At 49.0% G+C, this 17,424-nt stretch carries 8 protein-coding genes; 5 read left to right on the forward strand and 3 right to left on the reverse strand.

Annotated features, from left to right (window positions below):
* Positions 1-7: 7 nt before the first annotated feature.
* On the reverse strand, positions 8-619 hold the full coding sequence (locus D9Y29_RS04110; protein WP_127125290.1) for a hypothetical protein: 612 nt from the start codon (positions 617-619) through the stop codon (positions 8-10).
* A gap of 191 nt (positions 620-810) precedes the next feature.
* Between D9Y29_RS04110 and D9Y29_RS04115 the strand changes: the two genes are divergently transcribed.
* The 5 genes from D9Y29_RS04115 to D9Y29_RS04135 all read left to right on the forward strand — a co-directional run bounded on the left by D9Y29_RS04115 (position 811) and on the right by D9Y29_RS04135 (position 8,298).
* The gene (locus D9Y29_RS04115; RefSeq protein ID WP_127125292.1) at positions 811-1,350 is read left to right on the forward strand and encodes an RNA polymerase sigma factor; all 540 of its coding nucleotides are present in this window, start codon (positions 811-813) and stop codon (positions 1,348-1,350) included.
* Positions 1,351-1,405: 55 nt separating this feature from the next.
* The gene (locus D9Y29_RS04120; RefSeq protein ID WP_127125294.1) at positions 1,406-2,461 is read left to right on the forward strand and encodes a FecR family protein; all 1,056 of its coding nucleotides are present in this window, start codon (positions 1,406-1,408) and stop codon (positions 2,459-2,461) included.
* A 93-nt stretch (positions 2,462-2,554) separates the two neighbouring features.
* Positions 2,555-5,491, forward strand: coding sequence for a TonB-dependent receptor domain-containing protein (locus D9Y29_RS04125; RefSeq protein WP_206513709.1), 2,937 nt, complete (start codon positions 2,555-2,557; stop codon positions 5,489-5,491).
* 30 nt (positions 5,492-5,521) lie between these two features.
* Positions 5,522-6,940, forward strand: coding sequence for a RagB/SusD family nutrient uptake outer membrane protein (locus D9Y29_RS04130; protein ID WP_127125298.1), 1,419 nt, complete (start codon positions 5,522-5,524; stop codon positions 6,938-6,940).
* 8 nt (positions 6,941-6,948) lie between these two features.
* The gene (locus tag D9Y29_RS04135; RefSeq protein ID WP_127125300.1) at positions 6,949-8,298 is read left to right on the forward strand and encodes an alkaline phosphatase family protein; all 1,350 of its coding nucleotides are present in this window, start codon (positions 6,949-6,951) and stop codon (positions 8,296-8,298) included.
* 132 nt (positions 8,299-8,430) lie between these two features.
* On the opposite strand, the gene D9Y29_RS04140 is transcribed toward D9Y29_RS04135, so the two are convergent.
* Together D9Y29_RS04140 and D9Y29_RS04145 are read right to left on the reverse strand one after the other, a co-directional pair.
* On the reverse strand, positions 8,431-16,365 hold the full coding sequence (locus D9Y29_RS04140; RefSeq protein WP_127125302.1) for a T9SS type A sorting domain-containing protein: 7,935 nt from the start codon (positions 16,363-16,365) through the stop codon (positions 8,431-8,433).
* Positions 16,366-16,623: 258 nt separating this feature from the next.
* Positions 16,624-17,376: a Bax inhibitor-1/YccA family protein gene (locus tag D9Y29_RS04145; RefSeq protein ID WP_241237845.1), complete on the reverse strand. Its 753-nt coding sequence runs from the start codon at positions 17,374-17,376 to the stop codon at positions 16,624-16,626.
* Positions 17,377-17,424: the final 48 nt, after the last annotated feature.

Raw genomic sequence — 17,424 nt, forward strand, 5'->3', positions numbered from 1 at the left:
GTCACTGTCAGATCTGCTTTGCTTTCTTCGGCACTTTACCCTCCTGGAATTCTATACGCTGCGTTTTATCGCCCAGGTCCATCACAAAGCGCTCCCACTCTCCTTTTTCATTCAGCACGGCGCAACTCCAGTTGCCTGTTACATCATCAGCGAACTGCCAGAGAATATGGTAGCCATCTTCATTGGAAAAGCCCTCATCATCTGCCTGTAAAATACCACCCACCTTGTTCCAGATAGTAGATTTGATATTCGCCACTATTTCATAATTCCCTTCTTCGAAGGATGCGTCCAGCATCTGGATGGCATAGATCACTTTTACTTTATCGAAATAAGAAGTAAGCCATTGTGCTGCAGAAAGCGGCTTGTCTTCAAGGATGAATTCCCGGAATTCGTCCAGCTCATCTTGTCCGAGTTCGCCGGGCAGTACGGGATTCCTTTCCAGTTGGGCGAGGTGATCACCTTCTTCATTGAGGATGTCTATCACGGTCCATTTCCCGGGCTCTTCGCCTTCATCGAAAGCGAATTTGGCAGATAATTCTTCTGAAACGAGTCCTTCCATTAATTCATCCATATGAATGTCCGGGTCCTGTGTGCCTAAAACTCTGATGTAATATCCCATTGTTGCTGGTTTATAAAATGTAAAGTACGGGAAGAATTACGACATGCGGAAATGGATGGTGGCGGCCATTCCCAGGTTAATATATCATTACCAGTCCCACTTAACAAATAGATAATTTCTTTCCGTTCATATTATCCTCAACTTGCAGCCCGAAACGACGATACACCCATTCCATCATCTATCAGGTAGCAATGAATGATCTCAGGATAATAGATGCAGGCTCGTTCCGTTCAGTGTACGATCAATTCCACGCCAGGATTTTCCGTTATTTCCTGAAACGCGCCGCTGTACATGAAACAGCCACGGAACTTACACAACAACTTTTCATCAGGCTATGGCAGCACCGCAATACGCTCTCAGACCAGCATCCGCTGGATGTACAACTCTTCACCATGGCCAACAGTGTTTGGATAGATCACCTGAGAAAAATGGCCACCAATAGAAAATACTTCAGTGCGGTTGAAGAATTCGATTTACCGGATACAGCGCCAGCCGCTTCGCTTCAGATAGAAGCCAGCAATTATTTCAAGCTGGCAATGGACAAACTCCCTCCCATCCGGAAAAAAGTTTTCATCCTGAAAATGATGCACGGCTTCTCTAACCAGGAGATTGCCGGCAAACTTTCCGTGTCTGTCAAAACAGTGGAAGACCATCTCTGGAAAGCCATGCGCTTTATCCGCACGATGATCACTACCATCTGGAGCATCATCCTACTGCTGATATTATCTTAATGTTACCGGCAGGGATTCCTTTTCCTTCACACGTATTTAGTTTCAACCTTGTTACATGCCAATCGATAAAACCATTATTGAAAAATTTCTGAACAACCGTTGTGATGCTGATGAAGCAAAACAAGTGCACCAGTATCTGACGGAGCATCCTGAAATATTGAACGAATGGTTTTACCCAGACTGGATGCAGGCTTCCGAAGAAGGGCCGGTGAACAATTACTTTGCAGAAGACATGTACCGGAATATCGAAGACAATATCCCTGCACAAAAACCAGCTGTGATCAAATTGATGCCATGGGCAGCCGCAGTGATCATTCTTGCATTTTCGATTTGGTTTTACCTACCAGAAAAGAAAAACACAGAAAGTATCCGCCAGGTGGCGAAAGTGGAAAAAACGACTACCGGAAATACACCACAGGAACCCTGGCAGCAACACCAGAACAATTCAGGCAATAAACAAAAATTACAATTGCCGGACGGCTCCACAGTCTTGCTGGCGCCATCAGCTTCTCTGAAATTCAAACCAGCATTCGATTCTGCAAAGCGGGACCTGTTCCTGGAAGGTGAAGCCCTGTTCGAAGTTGCAAAAGACAGATCACGTCCCTTTACAGTGTACACAGGCAACCTGTCTACCACCGCCCTCGGCACATCTTTCAGGATCACCACCAAGGCAGCAGCAGTACGCGTGCAGTTGCTGACGGGAAAAGTAGTGGTGCGCGCCACAAAAAAATCCCTGCCGGGATGGAAGAACGATGTTTACCTCTTACCCGGCCAGCAAATGAATTACGATGCAGCTTCCAGCCTGGTGAACATTTCAGGAAAAGAAGAAACCAGGAAAACCGAAATCAGCATCAATCCACCTGTAATTGCTCCGGCAGAAAAAATGGAATTCGATAATACACCATTGGAGCAGGTACTGGACCAACTGGCGAAGCATCATGAAGTATCCATCAGGCATAAGGCCACAGACCTCAACGGAATTGGCTTTACGGGCACAATATTCTATAAAGATTCCTTACCTGTGATCTTACAAGCGATTGCCCAAATGAACGACCTGATACTAACAACCGTTCCAGGAGGCTTCTCCATAGAGAAAGCCCCCAACCAATAAGCATTATCCATTTCTCTTTTTACATCCTGCATCCGCAGCTGCGGCATGCAACAGCCACCCTATTGCTTAACAGTTCAATTAAAATATGTAGTTATGAAAGTTCAGGCTCAACACTTCAAAAAACAACTTCAGTGGATAGCATCCTGCTGCCTGCTACTGCTGATGACGCTACAGGGCTTCGGCCAGCAAAGCGTGGAAGTTTCCGGCACAGTGATGTCAGACAAAGGCGATCTCCTTGCCGGCGTAACCGTGGAAGCCCGTCGCGTTCCGGGCAACGAAAAAGAAAAGTACACAGCACTTACCAACGACAAAGGCATCTTCGTTTTCAAATCCCTTATCCCCGGCAATAAATATGATCTCAGTTTTTCTTTTGTAGGATACGAAGCCAACGCTTTCAAAGCCTACACGGTAAAAAAATCCGGTGAAAAGAACTCACTGCTCATCAGGCTCACACAAAAAAGCAATCAACTGGATGAAGTGGTGGTAACAGGCCAGGGCGCAGATATCAGCAAAAGAAGACTGAGTTCCAATGTAACCACCATCAAATCTTCCGAGCTGGAAAATATCCCTTCCGGCCGTTTCGATCAGTTGCTGCAATCCAAACTACCCAATGCACAGATCAGGTTAACGGGCGGTCAGTCAGGCGCCACCAGCATCATCCGCGCCCGTGGCGTAAGCTCCGCCATGATGAATTCCACGCCCATCATTTACGTGGATGGCGTGCGGATGGACAATCTCAATACGGCAGCCACTGTGGGCGGCGGCAGCACGCAGGGCGCGGCCATCAGCTCAATCGCGGATATTCCCATGGACAATATTGAAAGAGTGGAATATATCAACGGCGGCGCAGCCACCACGCTTTATGGTTCCGATGCCGCCAATGGCGTGATCCAGATCTTCACCAAAAAAGGAAGCAGGAACGGCACCAGCATAACAGCAGAAGCACAGATCGGAGTGGAAAAATCAACAAATGATTTCCTGTTCTTCGATCGCACCAAAGACCTGCTCTTCGAAACAGGGACCTACCAGAAATACCATATGGCCATCAATGGCGGCAGTGATAAATTCGGTTATAGCTTCTCGGGAAATTTTCTCAACAGCAGCGGTGTGATGTTGCATAACCAGAACCGCAACCGTAAGATCGATTTCAGCAGCGGCTTCCGCGCACCACTGGGAAAGAAAGTGATGTATGAAAGTTCTTTCATGTTCGTGAACAATCAATACAAAAGGAACCGCAACGGTAACCAGGGCGGCTATACGGGTCTGTGGTTCGCTGAAAGCGGCGCCAGCGCTATCACCGGCCCCAGGTTCAACAACAAACTGGATGAACTCACGGATTCCGCTTTCCAGGTAATTAAGAATTATGTTGATCAGGCTGAAAGATTACAGGACGATCAGATCCGCGTGAACCGCTTCACCACTTCACAAACGTTCAAATACACACCCTTCAAAAACCTGGTAGTGAAAGTAGCTGGCGGTATCGATTATCGCGTGATGAAAGACCAGGTGGTTTCCACCAACGCCTATATTTCACATACTACCGGCAAACAGGTGTTTGACCAGGGCTCCATCACCAACAGCGAGCGAAAATACATGGGCATCACGCTTGAAGCAAATGCTCAACATACCTGGAAGCTGGGCGATTTCTCACTCGTAACCACCGTGGGCAGCCAGTTCTTCAGAACAGACGACCAGCAGGTAAGTTATTCCGGCACCAATCTTCGTGATGGTATGCGTTTCATTTCAACCGCAGCCATCAGGAATGCCACTGATTACTACGGAGAGCTTGTCAACTATGGTGTTTATCTCCAGGAAAATATCGGCTATAAGAACAAGCTCTTCCTCGATCTTGGGGTGCGTGGCGACGGTAACCCTGCCTTTGGGGATGAGATCGGCATTCAATATTATCCCAAAGCAGGTGTCAGCTACCTGTTGAGTGAAGAACAATGGTTTGAACCATTACTGAACGTTCTTTCATCGGCCAGGCTGCGCGCCAACTTCGGTATTGCAGGTAACCTGCCCTCACCCTGGTCAAATAAAAGGACGATGAATGCCGGTGGCTTCCTTGGTGAGCAGATCGCATGGTTTGGACAACCAGGAAACAGCGCCCTGAAACCAGAAAAAACACAGACCACAGAATTTGGTATGGACCTCGCTTTCCTGAACGACCGTATCCGTTTCTCCGCAGGTTTCTATCGCTCCGTTACCAACGACGCGCTGTTCATCGTTCCGGCCGCTCCTTCCACCGGTCAGTTCAATTCTCAAAACTACAATGTAGGCAAGATCCTGAACCGCGGCTGGGAATTCAATACCGTGCTGGTTCCTGTGAAAACAAAAGACCTCACTGCCAGCCTTAATTTTTCCGTGAACACCTTATACAACCGCGTACTCAGTTCAGGCGGAAGGGCTCCTTTCAATATCAACGGCTTCAGTGCCCGTACCATTCAAACCGTGGTGCAGGAAGGCTTTCCGGTTGGTTATATCCGTGGTAACTATGGCGTATTCGGTAAAGACGGCACACTGGAGTCTTTCACGGCACAGTCTTACCTCGGCACCACCATTCCTGATCTCTTCGGCAGCATGGGCATCAATGTACAGTACAAACAGTTCACCTTTTTTGCCAATGCAGACTACCAGTCAGGCGCATCCGCCAATAACTGGGATGCCCAGTTCCGTTATAATTACGGAGCCGATAATGGCAAGATCTCACAGGCGGAAGTTGATAAAAATGGCCGCCTGAACTGGCTCAATTTTACCAATATGTTCATTGAAAAAACAGACTTCATCAAAGTAAGAACAATCGGTCTCTTGTACAATATCAAATCAGCATCAAAGAGCAGCGTGATCAAAGGATTGACCATTGGGCTCTCTGCCATGAACCCGCTCAATTTCGCATCTTCCTCTTTCGATCCGGAAGCAACCATCAGCGGATCGGCACAGGGGCAGGGCGGCGCCACCACCGGCGGTATCTCTTATGCTACGTATTCCGCACCACGTCAATTCATCGGAACCGTTCGCTTCAATTTTTAAGCAGATCCATTCAACTCAAATCATTTTATTATGAAACGATATTTTTTGTTTTTTGGATTGGCAGCCACACTGGCCCTGCCATCCTGCGTGAAGAACCCCTACCTCACCGAAGACAAATTCCTGGGTGAGCCAAATGCCGCCAAAACCTGGGCCGGCGGCATCAAGCGACAGCTCGCCACTACCACCAATGCTGTTGTAGTGAATGCGGAACTGATCTCCGATAATTATTTCAACAACTATACACAGAACAGCAAAGTGTTCGATATTCCACAAATAGATTATTTTGATGTGGACGTGAACACGTCACAGATGGAAGTACAACGCCTGCGTGAAATGGCGGTGTATGGACTGGAGAAAGTGGTTCCCACCGATCCTGCAACTACGGAAGCAGATAAGGCCATCATGTATTTCGCGCTTGCCTATTCCTACCTGTTGAGCGGCGAGATGTTTGTGGCCCTGCCCACCAGTCCACTCGGCGAGGTTTCCAGCTCGGAGCAACTCCTGCAAAAAGCGCTCAGCCTCTGGGATGATGCCATTGCCAATGAGCCCGATGCCGGCAGGAAGATCGCTTATACCTTACTGAAAGCCCGCACTTATTATCGGTTAGGCGATGCCGTGAATGCTTCCAATCTCGCCACACAGGTGCTTGCGCATAAAAATGTGTTGTTACAGGTGCAGTACGACGGACAGAACGGAGGCGTAAGCAATGAAATGCAAACAGGCATGTTCGTTGCGCAGCCCAACCGCTTCGCACCCCTGCCCCGACTGGATTTCCTCGATCCCAAGTATTTCAATACCGGTGTGGCCGCAGCGGAACAAAAGCCCATCGCCATCGCCAAAGGAGAAGAAGCTTACCTGATCCTTGCCGAAGCACAGATCGCGGCAAACGATTTTCCCACTGCACGTCAGACCATGAAGAATATGATCAGCGAAGTGGTGAACCTCCGCACCGTTACTGCTGTTGACGACAGCAAGGAAACGCGCAACGGCGGCAACCGCAAAGACTATCCGCTCACGGCCGTTCAGGTGAAATTCGACGAAAACGATACACCAAGGGATGGTTATGTTTTGAATCGCAACGCAGGAAAAGTGAACGCGTATACGGTGTCCGGCACCAAAGTAACAGATGCAGACATCGATGCAGCCGCCACACAGGATGAAATGATGTACATCCTCTACCGTCTCCGCCAGGAGATCTTCATGAGCGAAGGCCGACGCATGGCTGATCTCGGTATCAAATTCCCTGTATCGCAAACAGAACAACTGAACAACCCGAATGTAAAAGAAGAACATATTCAAAAGCAGCTTCCCTCCTTCATTCCGCTCAATCGTGGTATGGACGACTTCAGTGTTGAAGCAGGTACCGGCATCATTACCATGAAATACGATATGAACAAAGTGCTGGTGCAAAACAAATCAGCCAAAGAGATTTTTCCATTTTTAAATTAATCCGAAACATGCGCAATAAGATCATCGCCCTCCTGGTTGCTTCCTGTGCTTTCTACTCCAGTGTTGTGGCACAGCAAAAAGCGAAATATGTAATACTGGTCAGTATCGATGGGTTCCGTTCCGATTTTTATAAAGACCCGGCTTGGGCTACGCCACACCTGCAGCAAATGGCCAAAGCCGGTGTATATGCGCAGGGCGTAAATGGTGTATTCCCCACCGTTACTTACCCTTCACATACCACGCTCGTAACGGGCGTAACGCCTTCCAAACATGGAATCCTGTACAATACCATTCCTGCTCCCGGCGGTGAAGGTGGACAATGGTACACCGAAACCAAACAGATCCGGTCCGAGACAATCTGGGAAGCAGTTCGCAATGCCGGAATGAAGTCTGCATCGGTATCCTGGCCGGTTTCCGTTGGCGCTCCCATCGATTACAATATCCCTGAAATTTGGAATAAGGAGAATCCTTCCGACCGTCGCGGCGCCACAGCGCAATACGCCACGCCAAAAGGATTGTTTGAAGAAGTAGTGGAAAACGCTACAGGGAAAATGCAGATCAATGATTACAACCTGAGCTCTCCGAGTATGGACCAGAACCTGGCGCGCATCGCGGGTTATATCATCCGCACTTACAAGCCCAACCTGCTCACCATCCACCTGCCCTGCACGGATGGCACTCAACATGCAGAAGGCCGCGAAAGTGAACTGCTCCGCAGGACCATCTCCGGCGCTGACAATGCCGTTGGCATTCTCGCAGACGCTTTGCAGAAAGCAGGCATCAAAGACAGTACAGCCATTATCGTAACAGGCGATCATGGATTTGTGGACACGCATTCCAGTTTCGCACCCAATGTTTGGCTGGCTAAAAAAGGATTGCTTGGAAAAGGAAAAGACGATTGGAAAGCCTGGTTCATCCCAACCGGCGGCGCGGCTTTCCTTCGACTGAAAAATCCGAATGATAAGGCTACGCTTCAACAGGTCCGTCAAATGCTGGAAGAACTTCCTGAAGGATACAAAAAGCAATTCCGTATCATAGAAAAACCTGAGCTGGTGAAATCAGGTTGTGATCCTGAAGCTGTGCTGGCGCTGGCCGCCGTACAGGGCATCACTTTCAACAGCGCATCAACCGGAGAAGAATTCAGGACAGGTAAAGGCGGTACGCATGGATATTATCCTGATTTCACAGAGATACAAACAGGTTTTGTAGCAAGTGGCGCCGGCATCAAAAAAGGTGGCGTGATCCCCGTGATGAGTTTGACGGATGTGGCGCCTACCATTGCCTATTTGTTGGGCATTGAATTGAAATCAGCTACCGGTACCGTATACCCGGGAATGATGGAACAGAAGAAGAAATAATACGGACCAGATCCTGAAAAATTATCAGCCCGGCAATTGTAAGCCCGGGCTGATAATATTCTTTCCCGTCTCAACAAAAAAACCCGCTCAAATCTCTTGAGCGGGTTCTTTGTTCTACATGGCTACGGAATATTACTTATTTACTTTTATCACCTTTTCAGTAGTGATGGATACGCCATTCCTGATGATCTGCGCCATGTACATACCGGCTGGCAGTTTCTTCAGGTTGATGGTATATGAGGCCCCTGCTGCTTTCGCTTCCATCACCAGCTTACCATCGGCATTATAGATCAGTATCCTGTCGCCTGCTTTCAATCCGCTGAACACAGTTGTTTCCACCACAGGATTGGGCAGCATCCGCACTGCGATATCGGTACACACGGATTTTGCAGTGGCAACGCGGCTGACCTGGTATTTACCATCGATATCGAAATGCTTCAGCCTGTAGTTGACATCACCTTCCTGTGTAACATTATGCATGAAATGATAGCTGGCCCCTGTTGCAATATTGTTGGAAGGAACGGTAGCGATGGTTACAAATTCCTTTCCGTCATATGCCTGTACTTCAAAGTGGCTGCTGTTGGCTTCCATGGAAGTGGTCCATTTCAGTTGAACGGAGCAATTACCGGTTGATGTTGCAGTGAAGTCTTTCAACGTGATAGGTAACGGTGGCGTATAGTTGATAAAATAATCTTCCACCTCTCCGTTCACGAAGCTGCCTTCGCCATTCATTGCTTTGGTGAAGCCGGGATCTACGGCAGTGGCGATCACCCTGATAGCTCCGTTGGTAGCGCCAATGGCTGGCGGCACAATAAAGGAGAAATCGGTGGTAACCGGGCTGCCATGTGTTACACTACCGGTGGTGAACAGGTCCAGATCATCAATGAAGCTGCCATTACCATCCACATCGTACCAGACGGCATAGAATACCGGCTTGGGAGTACCGCTTCCATTCACGGTGAGGGTGAAGTCAGCCCTGGTGTCGATGCCTTTCATGATCCAGGGAGCGGCGCTCGAGCCATTTCCGGCGGTATTGCCGGCGGTCATTACGAGGCCATCGGCGCCATCCGTTTCAACAGCTGCACATTCGGAGTTGGGTTGATCGATACCGAGCCATGCTGCATCAACTGCGCGGATACTGGCACTGGCTGCGGTCCAGGTGGCGCCCAGGTTGCCGAAGTCGGCAGGTACGGGCGACAGTACGATAGAATCGATGTTATTATTGTATTCACACTCTTTCGCGTTGGCGGCGATTATGGGAAGGGTGAATGGAATGGTGGCTGAGCCATCATCGTTACTTACCACATAGATACTGTAAGGAGCGGTGAAACTGCTCAGATCAAGTGTTACCGTGTCTTTGATGGTGTTGCCCACGGGCAGGTTGGCTGCCAGTTCACGGGTAGTGGAAAGCCTTACTGCGCCTGCTTTACGTGGATCGCCTATATAGAAACGGATAGGCGTTCCTGCAGGAGTGGCGGCCGATCCGTTATTAGACAAGCTGAAGATCAGTGTAGTGGTTGCAGGCTGGAACTCGCAATCGTTCTCACTTTCAGGCACCACCAGTTCCGCCACGGAAAGATCGGAAGCTGCAATGATACCGGGGTCCAGCAATCTTGGATCTACCTGTGCATTGAACACATCCAGCGGGTATTTGCCGGAACCGGAAGGATATTGCAGCATGATGCTTTGTTCCTTCACGGGAATGGTAAGATCATCACTTATGGATTTGGGACGATAGCCGCGGCCGTTCCAGATCTTTCTGGTATTCTGCCAGGGGGTTGTGCCGTTGGTTGCGCCGAACACACGCAGGTTACCAGTGAAGGCGCTGGACGCTCCGGACACACAAACGAATTCGGCAGCACCATCATTGTCTGCATCTACTACTACGGGATGTTCCATCCAGGTGGCAGTGCCGGAATTGAAAGTAGCGATATTAGATGGTGTAGCTGTATTGCCATTCACCACGCGGATCAGATCCTGATCGTTATAAATAATTTCCAAAATGCCATCGCCATTCAGATCGAAGGCAGTAACGCCTGTTTCACTGGAAGCATCGGCGGTGACCAGGCTCCATACAGAACCTGAAGTTTTGTTCAGGTTGAAAGCATGCATACGGAGATTGGAATTGAACAACACTTCCGGAAGGTCCGTTGGCATTCCATCTATCACCTGCTCATTGTACACATTGGCGATAGTTGGCGCACCTCTGAATAATTGTCCATTATTTGCATAAGGCGCTCTCATTTTGAGTGTGCCGGCTGCAGGGTCCCAGATCACCATATGTGTTCCGTTGGGATAAGCAATGTCCAGCTGTCCATCATAATCCAGGTCGGCAACTGCTGTTGGGCCATCATCGTTTAGCGGGATCACTCCTGCACCGGCAATGGTGCTGAGGTTAGCCAGTGTGGTGATGGTGCCTGCATGGAGGTCCACTCCATACACACGTGAACCTGCCACTATCTCTTTGCCGGGATTGGCAGAAAGGATATCGATCACAACCGGGTCCTGTCCCCATTCCGCACCCAGGGCCCGGGCACTGTTGCCGGAGGTGAGGTAGTTGGGGCCATCCACAGCTTTGATCAGGCGGCCCTCACCAAAGTTGAACTGGAACACATCCAAACCAACGATGATCTCAGGAATGCCATCTTCATCAATGTCGGCTATGCGGGGAGAACCGTTGCTGAATTTAGTGGTGACTGTATCTGTGCTTTTGAATTTGTAACTATTTGCATTACCCGATATGTTGTTGAAAACATATACGTAAGCATCGTTGCCAACCACAATCACTTCGGGAGCTCCATCTCGGTCTATATCTGCAACGGCTGGTTGCATGGTAGACTGGTTCACCCTTTGTGGCAACTGGATATTATAGTCCACTGAGTTCTTGCCGGCATTGGATCCATCGCCCTTGAAATAAGTGATGCCGGCGCCGCCTGCTCTTACCGCGAGTATTTCAGGAATGCCGTCTCCATCCAGATCTGCCACAGTGGGCGATACAGAAGCTGCAAGCGCTCCGTTATTGGTGCTCAGCCACTCCTGTGAAATGGAGAAATTGGTTAATGGCGGTGCTGCTGCTGTACAGCCGGGAATAGGCGCACAGGCGTCGTCCAGATCATCAGTATAACCATCGAGATCATCATCTATGCCATTGCCGCAGATCTCAGGTTCGATGCTTCCGGCAAATGAGAAATACTGTGTGCCGGTAATGGGGAAACTGATCTGGAAAGAACGGAAGGATTCACCATTGATCTCCACGATGCCGCCGGCAGTTACCTGCGCAGCGCTGCCGTCATCGAGTGATGCAACAGAACCGTAGATCAGCATGGGCGCAGGTCCCAGTCCATTCAACCCTGTTACGGGATAGTAAACCGTTAATGATTGATCGAAGTTATTCGTGTTTTCCAGTTTCCAGGTGCGGGTGAGTCTTTTCTGACTAATGCCCGTATTGTAGTTGAAACCGGGAGCATTATTGTCGCCCCAGACCAGGAACTGAAGATCTGAAGTGATTACATTGCTGTTGGCGGCATTGGTAGCGGCCACATCTCCCAGCGCCATCACCACCTGACTGCCGGGATTCACACTCTGGCTCTGGCGCTGGTTCAGACCGGTATTGTCATCTCGACCGATTCCGGCAATGGAATTGCCATAGCCGCTGATCGCATATACGGTACTGTTATCAGTGGCAGTATAATCAGATCCCAGTGTGATGCCATATTTGAGAGCGAGATAGGATTCCACTTTTCCATAACTGGCCGCATCGAGAGCAGTATTGTACATTACGGCTTCGGCAATATTACTCTGGGCCGAAAGTTGATTACCGCTGTTATAAGCGCCGATCTGCAGCCTGTCTATACTATGCGATAAAGAACTGGTAACAGCCACACCGGTAACACCATCCTGCCGCAGCAACGTACCATTGGCAGTGCCATTGCTGAAAACCATCGTACCAAGATACTGCCTGCCTGTATTGAGACTGCCTAAAGTCATTGTAGCCACTGCGTTACCGCTGTGCAGTACCCTCAATGTTTTGCTTGTAGCATACAACGCGGTACCCGGTGCGCCGCTATAGGCAGACATCAGGTTGCGTCCTCCAGCACCTTCTGCAGCCCTGAACACTACAAATTTCGTATAGTTGGCATTCGCATTGGTAGTTACATTGGCCGCACTGGAAAGGAAACTGCTACCATCATAGATCATGGATGGATTGAAGTTCACAGCAGCGGGGCTCAACTGTATATTACCGGTAGCAGTGAAATTATTGGATGTATTGGTTTGGTTGATCCAATTGTTAACAGCAGTACCGGTTGTGTTTACACCTGCATCAGATCTTAACCATACGGCAGCTCCTGTAACGCCGCCGGGGAAGATCGCTTTGCTGGCGAAACTGAAGTAAATGGTTCCGGTAGTTGGGAAGGTTACCGTAAATGCCGTATGCGCTATGCCACCGATGGTGGCTGTACCGCTGGCCAGCACTTCAGTGCCCGGACCAGTCAGCGTTGCGCTGGTATTATAGATCAGGTATTTGTCTGCGTTAGTAAGCTGGTTCAATTGCGCAGTTGGGAAATAAACAGTCACTTCCTGGTTCATATTTCCTGTATTCTGCAATTTCCAGATCCTCGTGAAGCGGTTGTTCACCGTTGCGAACCCGGTAACAGGAACGGTAGTGGTGATAGCAGCATTGTTATCGCCCCATACCAGCCACTGTTTATCGGCAGCAAAACTGTTCAGGTTCTCTGCATTGGAATTGGCGATGCTTCCCAGCGCCATCACTACCTGCTGTGTGCCGGTATTGATACTGCGGCCCTGCAACTGGTTCAGGCCTTCTTCATCATCCCTTCCAATTCCCGCGATATTATTATTGTGTGAAGCGATATCGTAAGTAACGGTAGTACCGTCAGAAGCCAGGTAATTGTGCCCGAGGTTGATACCGTACTTAAGACCGAGATAACTCTGGATCTTCCGGGTATCAACACTTCCACTGGCCAATGCCGATGGATACACGATCACTTCAGCAATACGCCCTGATAGATTATTGCCATTCTGGTGTGCGCCCAACTGCATGGTGGAACTCGCATAACCCACGGAGGAGGCCACGGAAGCCCTGTTGGTACCATCCACATTGATAAAGGTGCCGCCTGCCACGCCGGAAGCGAAGCCCCCGGTACCGATAAAGTAACGTGAAGTATTTACCACATTGGTGGCAGAAAGAATATTTCCGGCATGGAAGATATGCAGATCGGTAGCCGTATTACTGCCAAAAAAAGCGTTGTTGCCGGTACCCCCTGAAGAAAGGATATTATTGGTGTTGGCTGCATCATATTTGAAAACAACAAACTTAGTGTAGGCCGAATTTGCGGGCAGTACCGTGTTGGCGCTGGTGATATAGTTGCTGCCATTAAAAGTAACACCCGGATGGAAGTTGATATTGTTGATTGTCTGCTGTGGATTGGCCGTAGCCGTAAAACTGTTGCCGGCATTGGACTGGTTCACCCATCCGGTTACATTGTTACCGGTGGTGAGCAAGCCTGCATCCGGACGCAGCCAAACTGCCGCCCCTGCCACATTACCGGGGTTCACTGCTTTGGCAGCAAAGCTGAAATACAATGTACCGGTAGTAGGAAATGTAACATTGAAACCTTTGCAGGCAACGCCATCGATGGTAACGGTAGAACTGGCTGCCACCTCTGTGCCGCCACCTGTCAGGCTAGCGCTGTTACTGAACACAAGGTAAGGATTGGTGCCGGGCAGGTTATTAAGTCCTGATACAGGGAAGTACACCGTTACCTGCTGGTTGAATCCGCCTGTATTCAGCAATTTCCAGGTACGACTGAGGCGGGTATTGGTAGTAGCCCAACCAGTGAGTGCCGTGGTGCTGGTAACGGCTCCGCCATTGTTTCCCCAAACAAGGAATTGTTTATCTGCGGGGATAATGCCGTTGTTCAATGCGTTGGATGTAGCATACTCGCCAATGGCCATCAGCACCTGGGGTGTATTGGGATTGATGCTCCTGCCCTGCTTCTGGTACAGCGCAGTATTATCATCGCGGCCAATACCGGCGATATTGTTGCCGAAACCTGCTGCTGTATAAGTGACGGTAGTTCCATCGGACGACAGGTAATCATGACCGATAGTAATACCATATTTCAGGCCCAGATAGCTTTCTATTTTTCTCGTATTTACCGTGTTGTTCCCGAGTGAGGCCGGAAACAGGATCACTTCCGCGATCCGGCCGCTCAGTGGTGACCCGCCTCCATTATGACCACCCAACTCCGTACCTCCGGTAACGTATGCAGCTGTTGAAGTGGTAGTACCCCTGGACGTACCATCGATATTGATATAGGTGCCGCCGGTGAGGCTCCTGGTAAATCCACCGGTAGCTATAAAATAACGGGATGTATTAACCGAATTGGTGGCGTTAAGGATGGTTCCATTATGCCATAGCGCCACATCTGTGGTAGTATTTGCGCCGAAAAAAGCAGTGTTCCCGCCGGGAGAGGATGAAACGATATTATTGCCGCTCACCGCATCGTATTTGAACACTACAAATTTGGTATACGGACTATTACCGGTGAGTGTGTTCCCTGCACTGTTGAGCCTGTTGTTATTGAACAGGATGCCCTGATTGAAATTCACGTTGGCCGGCGTCAGTTGAGGATTACCGGTAGCATTGAAACTATTGGCAGCATTCACCTGGTTGGTCCAGGAAAGAATATTGTTGCCGGAAGTATTCAGGCCGGCATCCGTTCTCAGCCAAACCGCAGCGCCGGCTACATCGCCGGGATGCACAATTTTTGCGGCAAAGCTGAAATACAATGTGCCGGTGCTGGGGAAAGTAAGCTGGAAGGTCCTGTATGCAACACCATTGATGGTTGTTGTGCCAGTGGATGCCACTTCTGTGCCGCCACCGTCCAGGGTTGCGCTGGTATTATAAATAAGGTATGGACTATTACCGGGCAAAGCATTCAAGCCTGCAACGGGAAAATGTACAGTCACCTGCTGACCAAATGCGCCGGTGTTCTGTAACTTCCAGATGCGTGTGAGCCTGGTAGTGGCATTGGTCCAGCCGCTAAGTGCAGCAGTAGTATTGAGTGCGCCATTGTTATTGCCCCAAACCAGGAATTGCCTGTCTGTTGCAATAGTGCCGGAATTGGCCGCATTGGTAGCGGCAATACTGCCCAGGCTCATGATCACCTGGTGGCCGCCATTGATGCTTACAGATTGTTTCTGGTTCAATGAAGAATTATCGTCGCGTCCCAGGCCGGCAATATTATTCCCGAAGCTGCTGATATCATAAACAGTGCCGGCATTTGAAGCGAGATAATTATGGGAAAGTGTAATACCATATTTCAACCCGAGATAAGATTGTATCTGCCTGGTGGCATTGGCGGCTGTAGTTAACGCATTGGGGTAAATGATGGCTTCTGCAATGCGGCCGGTGAGACGGTTGCCGTTACCATGTGCGCCGATTTGTATGAGACCTGCCAGGTAAGGAGCAGAAGAGGTGATGCTCTTTTTCAAAGTTCCGTCTACATTGATATACATACCATTTGCAGCGCCACTGCTGAACCCTGCAGTAGCTATGTAATACCTGGATGGGTTTACAACATTATTGGCAGTAAGGATATTGCCGCCATGATGTATTATCAGGTCCGTATTGGTATTGCTACTGAAAAGCGCATGATTGCCTCCTGTTCCGGAAGAGATGAGGTTATTGGCCGTTACACCATCATATTTGAAGACTACAAATTTCGTGTACGCGCCATTGTTAGTGAGCATACCGGCGTTACTGGTTACATGGTTGTTTCCGTTGAAGAGAACGCCTGGCTGGAAGTTCAATTGGCTGGCATTCCACTGTGGGTTGCCGGTACCGGTGAAATTGGTGCCTCCTGCCTGATTCACCCAAGTGGTTACATTGTTGCCTGAAGTAGTTACTCCCTGATCGGCTTTAAGCCAGACCACAGCGCCACTGACGCCTCCGGGATAAGATTGTGCTACAACCTGGGTATGGGTACTTGCCAAAAGCAGTACAAACAGGCCAAAGGCCCGCATACACAAAGAGTTTTTCATAAATATAAATTAAGGTAGGTTTGAATCCGGAAAAATGGTTCAAAATATAGAAGGGATAGACAACGCTGGCAGACGCGCCTGTTATTTCTTGTAAAGGTTTCGCGAATATAATTTATTCATTTAACGTACCCATCATTGTTAGTAAGTTATAATGAAGAGCAGCTTGCATTTGTAGTAATACTTCGATACTGACGGAATATCTCCACAAAAAAACCCTCCAGGTAAGCCTGAAGGGTCCACAAAAAATTAATATACTTATTACTCTCTTCTTCCACCGAACAATCTCAGTAAGAAAAGGAAGATATTGATGAAATCAAGATAGAGCGTGAGCGCACCCATGATGGCGAGCTTCTTTGTTTGGCTCTGTGGTGTTCCTTCAAATTCAACACCCTCGCCGATACGTTTCAGTTTCTGCACATCGTAAGCAGTGAGACCGGTGAACACCATCACGCCGATGATGCTGATCACATAACCCATGGTATCACTCTTCAGGAAAATATTGATGAGCATCGCCACCACAATTCCGATCAGCGCCATGGTGAGTAGTCGTCCGAAACTGGTAAGATCCTTTTTAGTTGTGTATCCCATCACTGCCATGATACCGAACATCGCAGCAGCGGAAGCGAAGCAACCGATAACGGAGTTTGCTGTATAGGTCAACAGGATAAAGCTGAAGCTGATCCCATTGATGGCGGAATATAAAAGGAATAATAATGTGATCACGGGGGCAGAAAGCCTGTTGAAGGCGAAAGACATCAGCAGCACAAATCCGAGTGGCGCAAACATGGTGATCCAGCCGAGCATGTTCAGTTTTCCTGTTTCAAAATCCACCAGCTGTAATAACAGACTGGGGGTATTCATAAACAATAATGCAAACAAGGCTGAAAGACCCAACCCAACGAACATCCACATGAATACATTGGCAAGGAAATTCCTGGCAATGGCATGAGGCATGGCCTGTTGATTGCCCTGGGACTGATAATACTGAGATGGCTGATTGTAATTATCCATATAAAAAACAATTGCTTTGCGTAAATGTAGGAAATTCCCCGTAATTAC

The sequence above is a fragment of the Pseudoflavitalea rhizosphaerae genome, from assembly GCF_003991355.1.
GTDB lineage: Bacteria > Bacteroidota > Bacteroidia > Chitinophagales > Chitinophagaceae > Pseudobacter > Pseudobacter rhizosphaerae.

Excerpts from the sequence above, each read along its gene's own strand:
- D9Y29_RS04110 (WP_127125290.1), bottom strand. The coding sequence starts at position 619 with ATGGGATATTACATCAGAGTTTTAGGCACACAGGACCCGGACATTCAT.
- D9Y29_RS04115 (WP_127125292.1), top strand. The coding sequence starts at position 811 with ATGAATGATCTCAGGATAATAGATGCAGGCTCGTTCCGTTCAGTGTAC.
- D9Y29_RS04120 (WP_127125294.1), top strand. The coding sequence starts at position 1,406 with ATGCCAATCGATAAAACCATTATTGAAAAATTTCTGAACAACCGTTGT.
- D9Y29_RS04125 (WP_206513709.1), top strand. The coding sequence starts at position 2,555 with ATGAAAGTTCAGGCTCAACACTTCAAAAAACAACTTCAGTGGATAGCA.
- D9Y29_RS04130 (WP_127125298.1), top strand. The coding sequence starts at position 5,522 with ATGAAACGATATTTTTTGTTTTTTGGATTGGCAGCCACACTGGCCCTG.
- D9Y29_RS04135 (WP_127125300.1), top strand. The coding sequence starts at position 6,949 with ATGCGCAATAAGATCATCGCCCTCCTGGTTGCTTCCTGTGCTTTCTAC.
- D9Y29_RS04140 (WP_127125302.1), bottom strand. The coding sequence starts at position 16,365 with ATGAAAAACTCTTTGTGTATGCGGGCCTTTGGCCTGTTTGTACTGCTT.
- D9Y29_RS04145 (WP_241237845.1), bottom strand. The coding sequence starts at position 17,376 with ATGGATAATTACAATCAGCCATCTCAGTATTATCAGTCCCAGGGCAAT.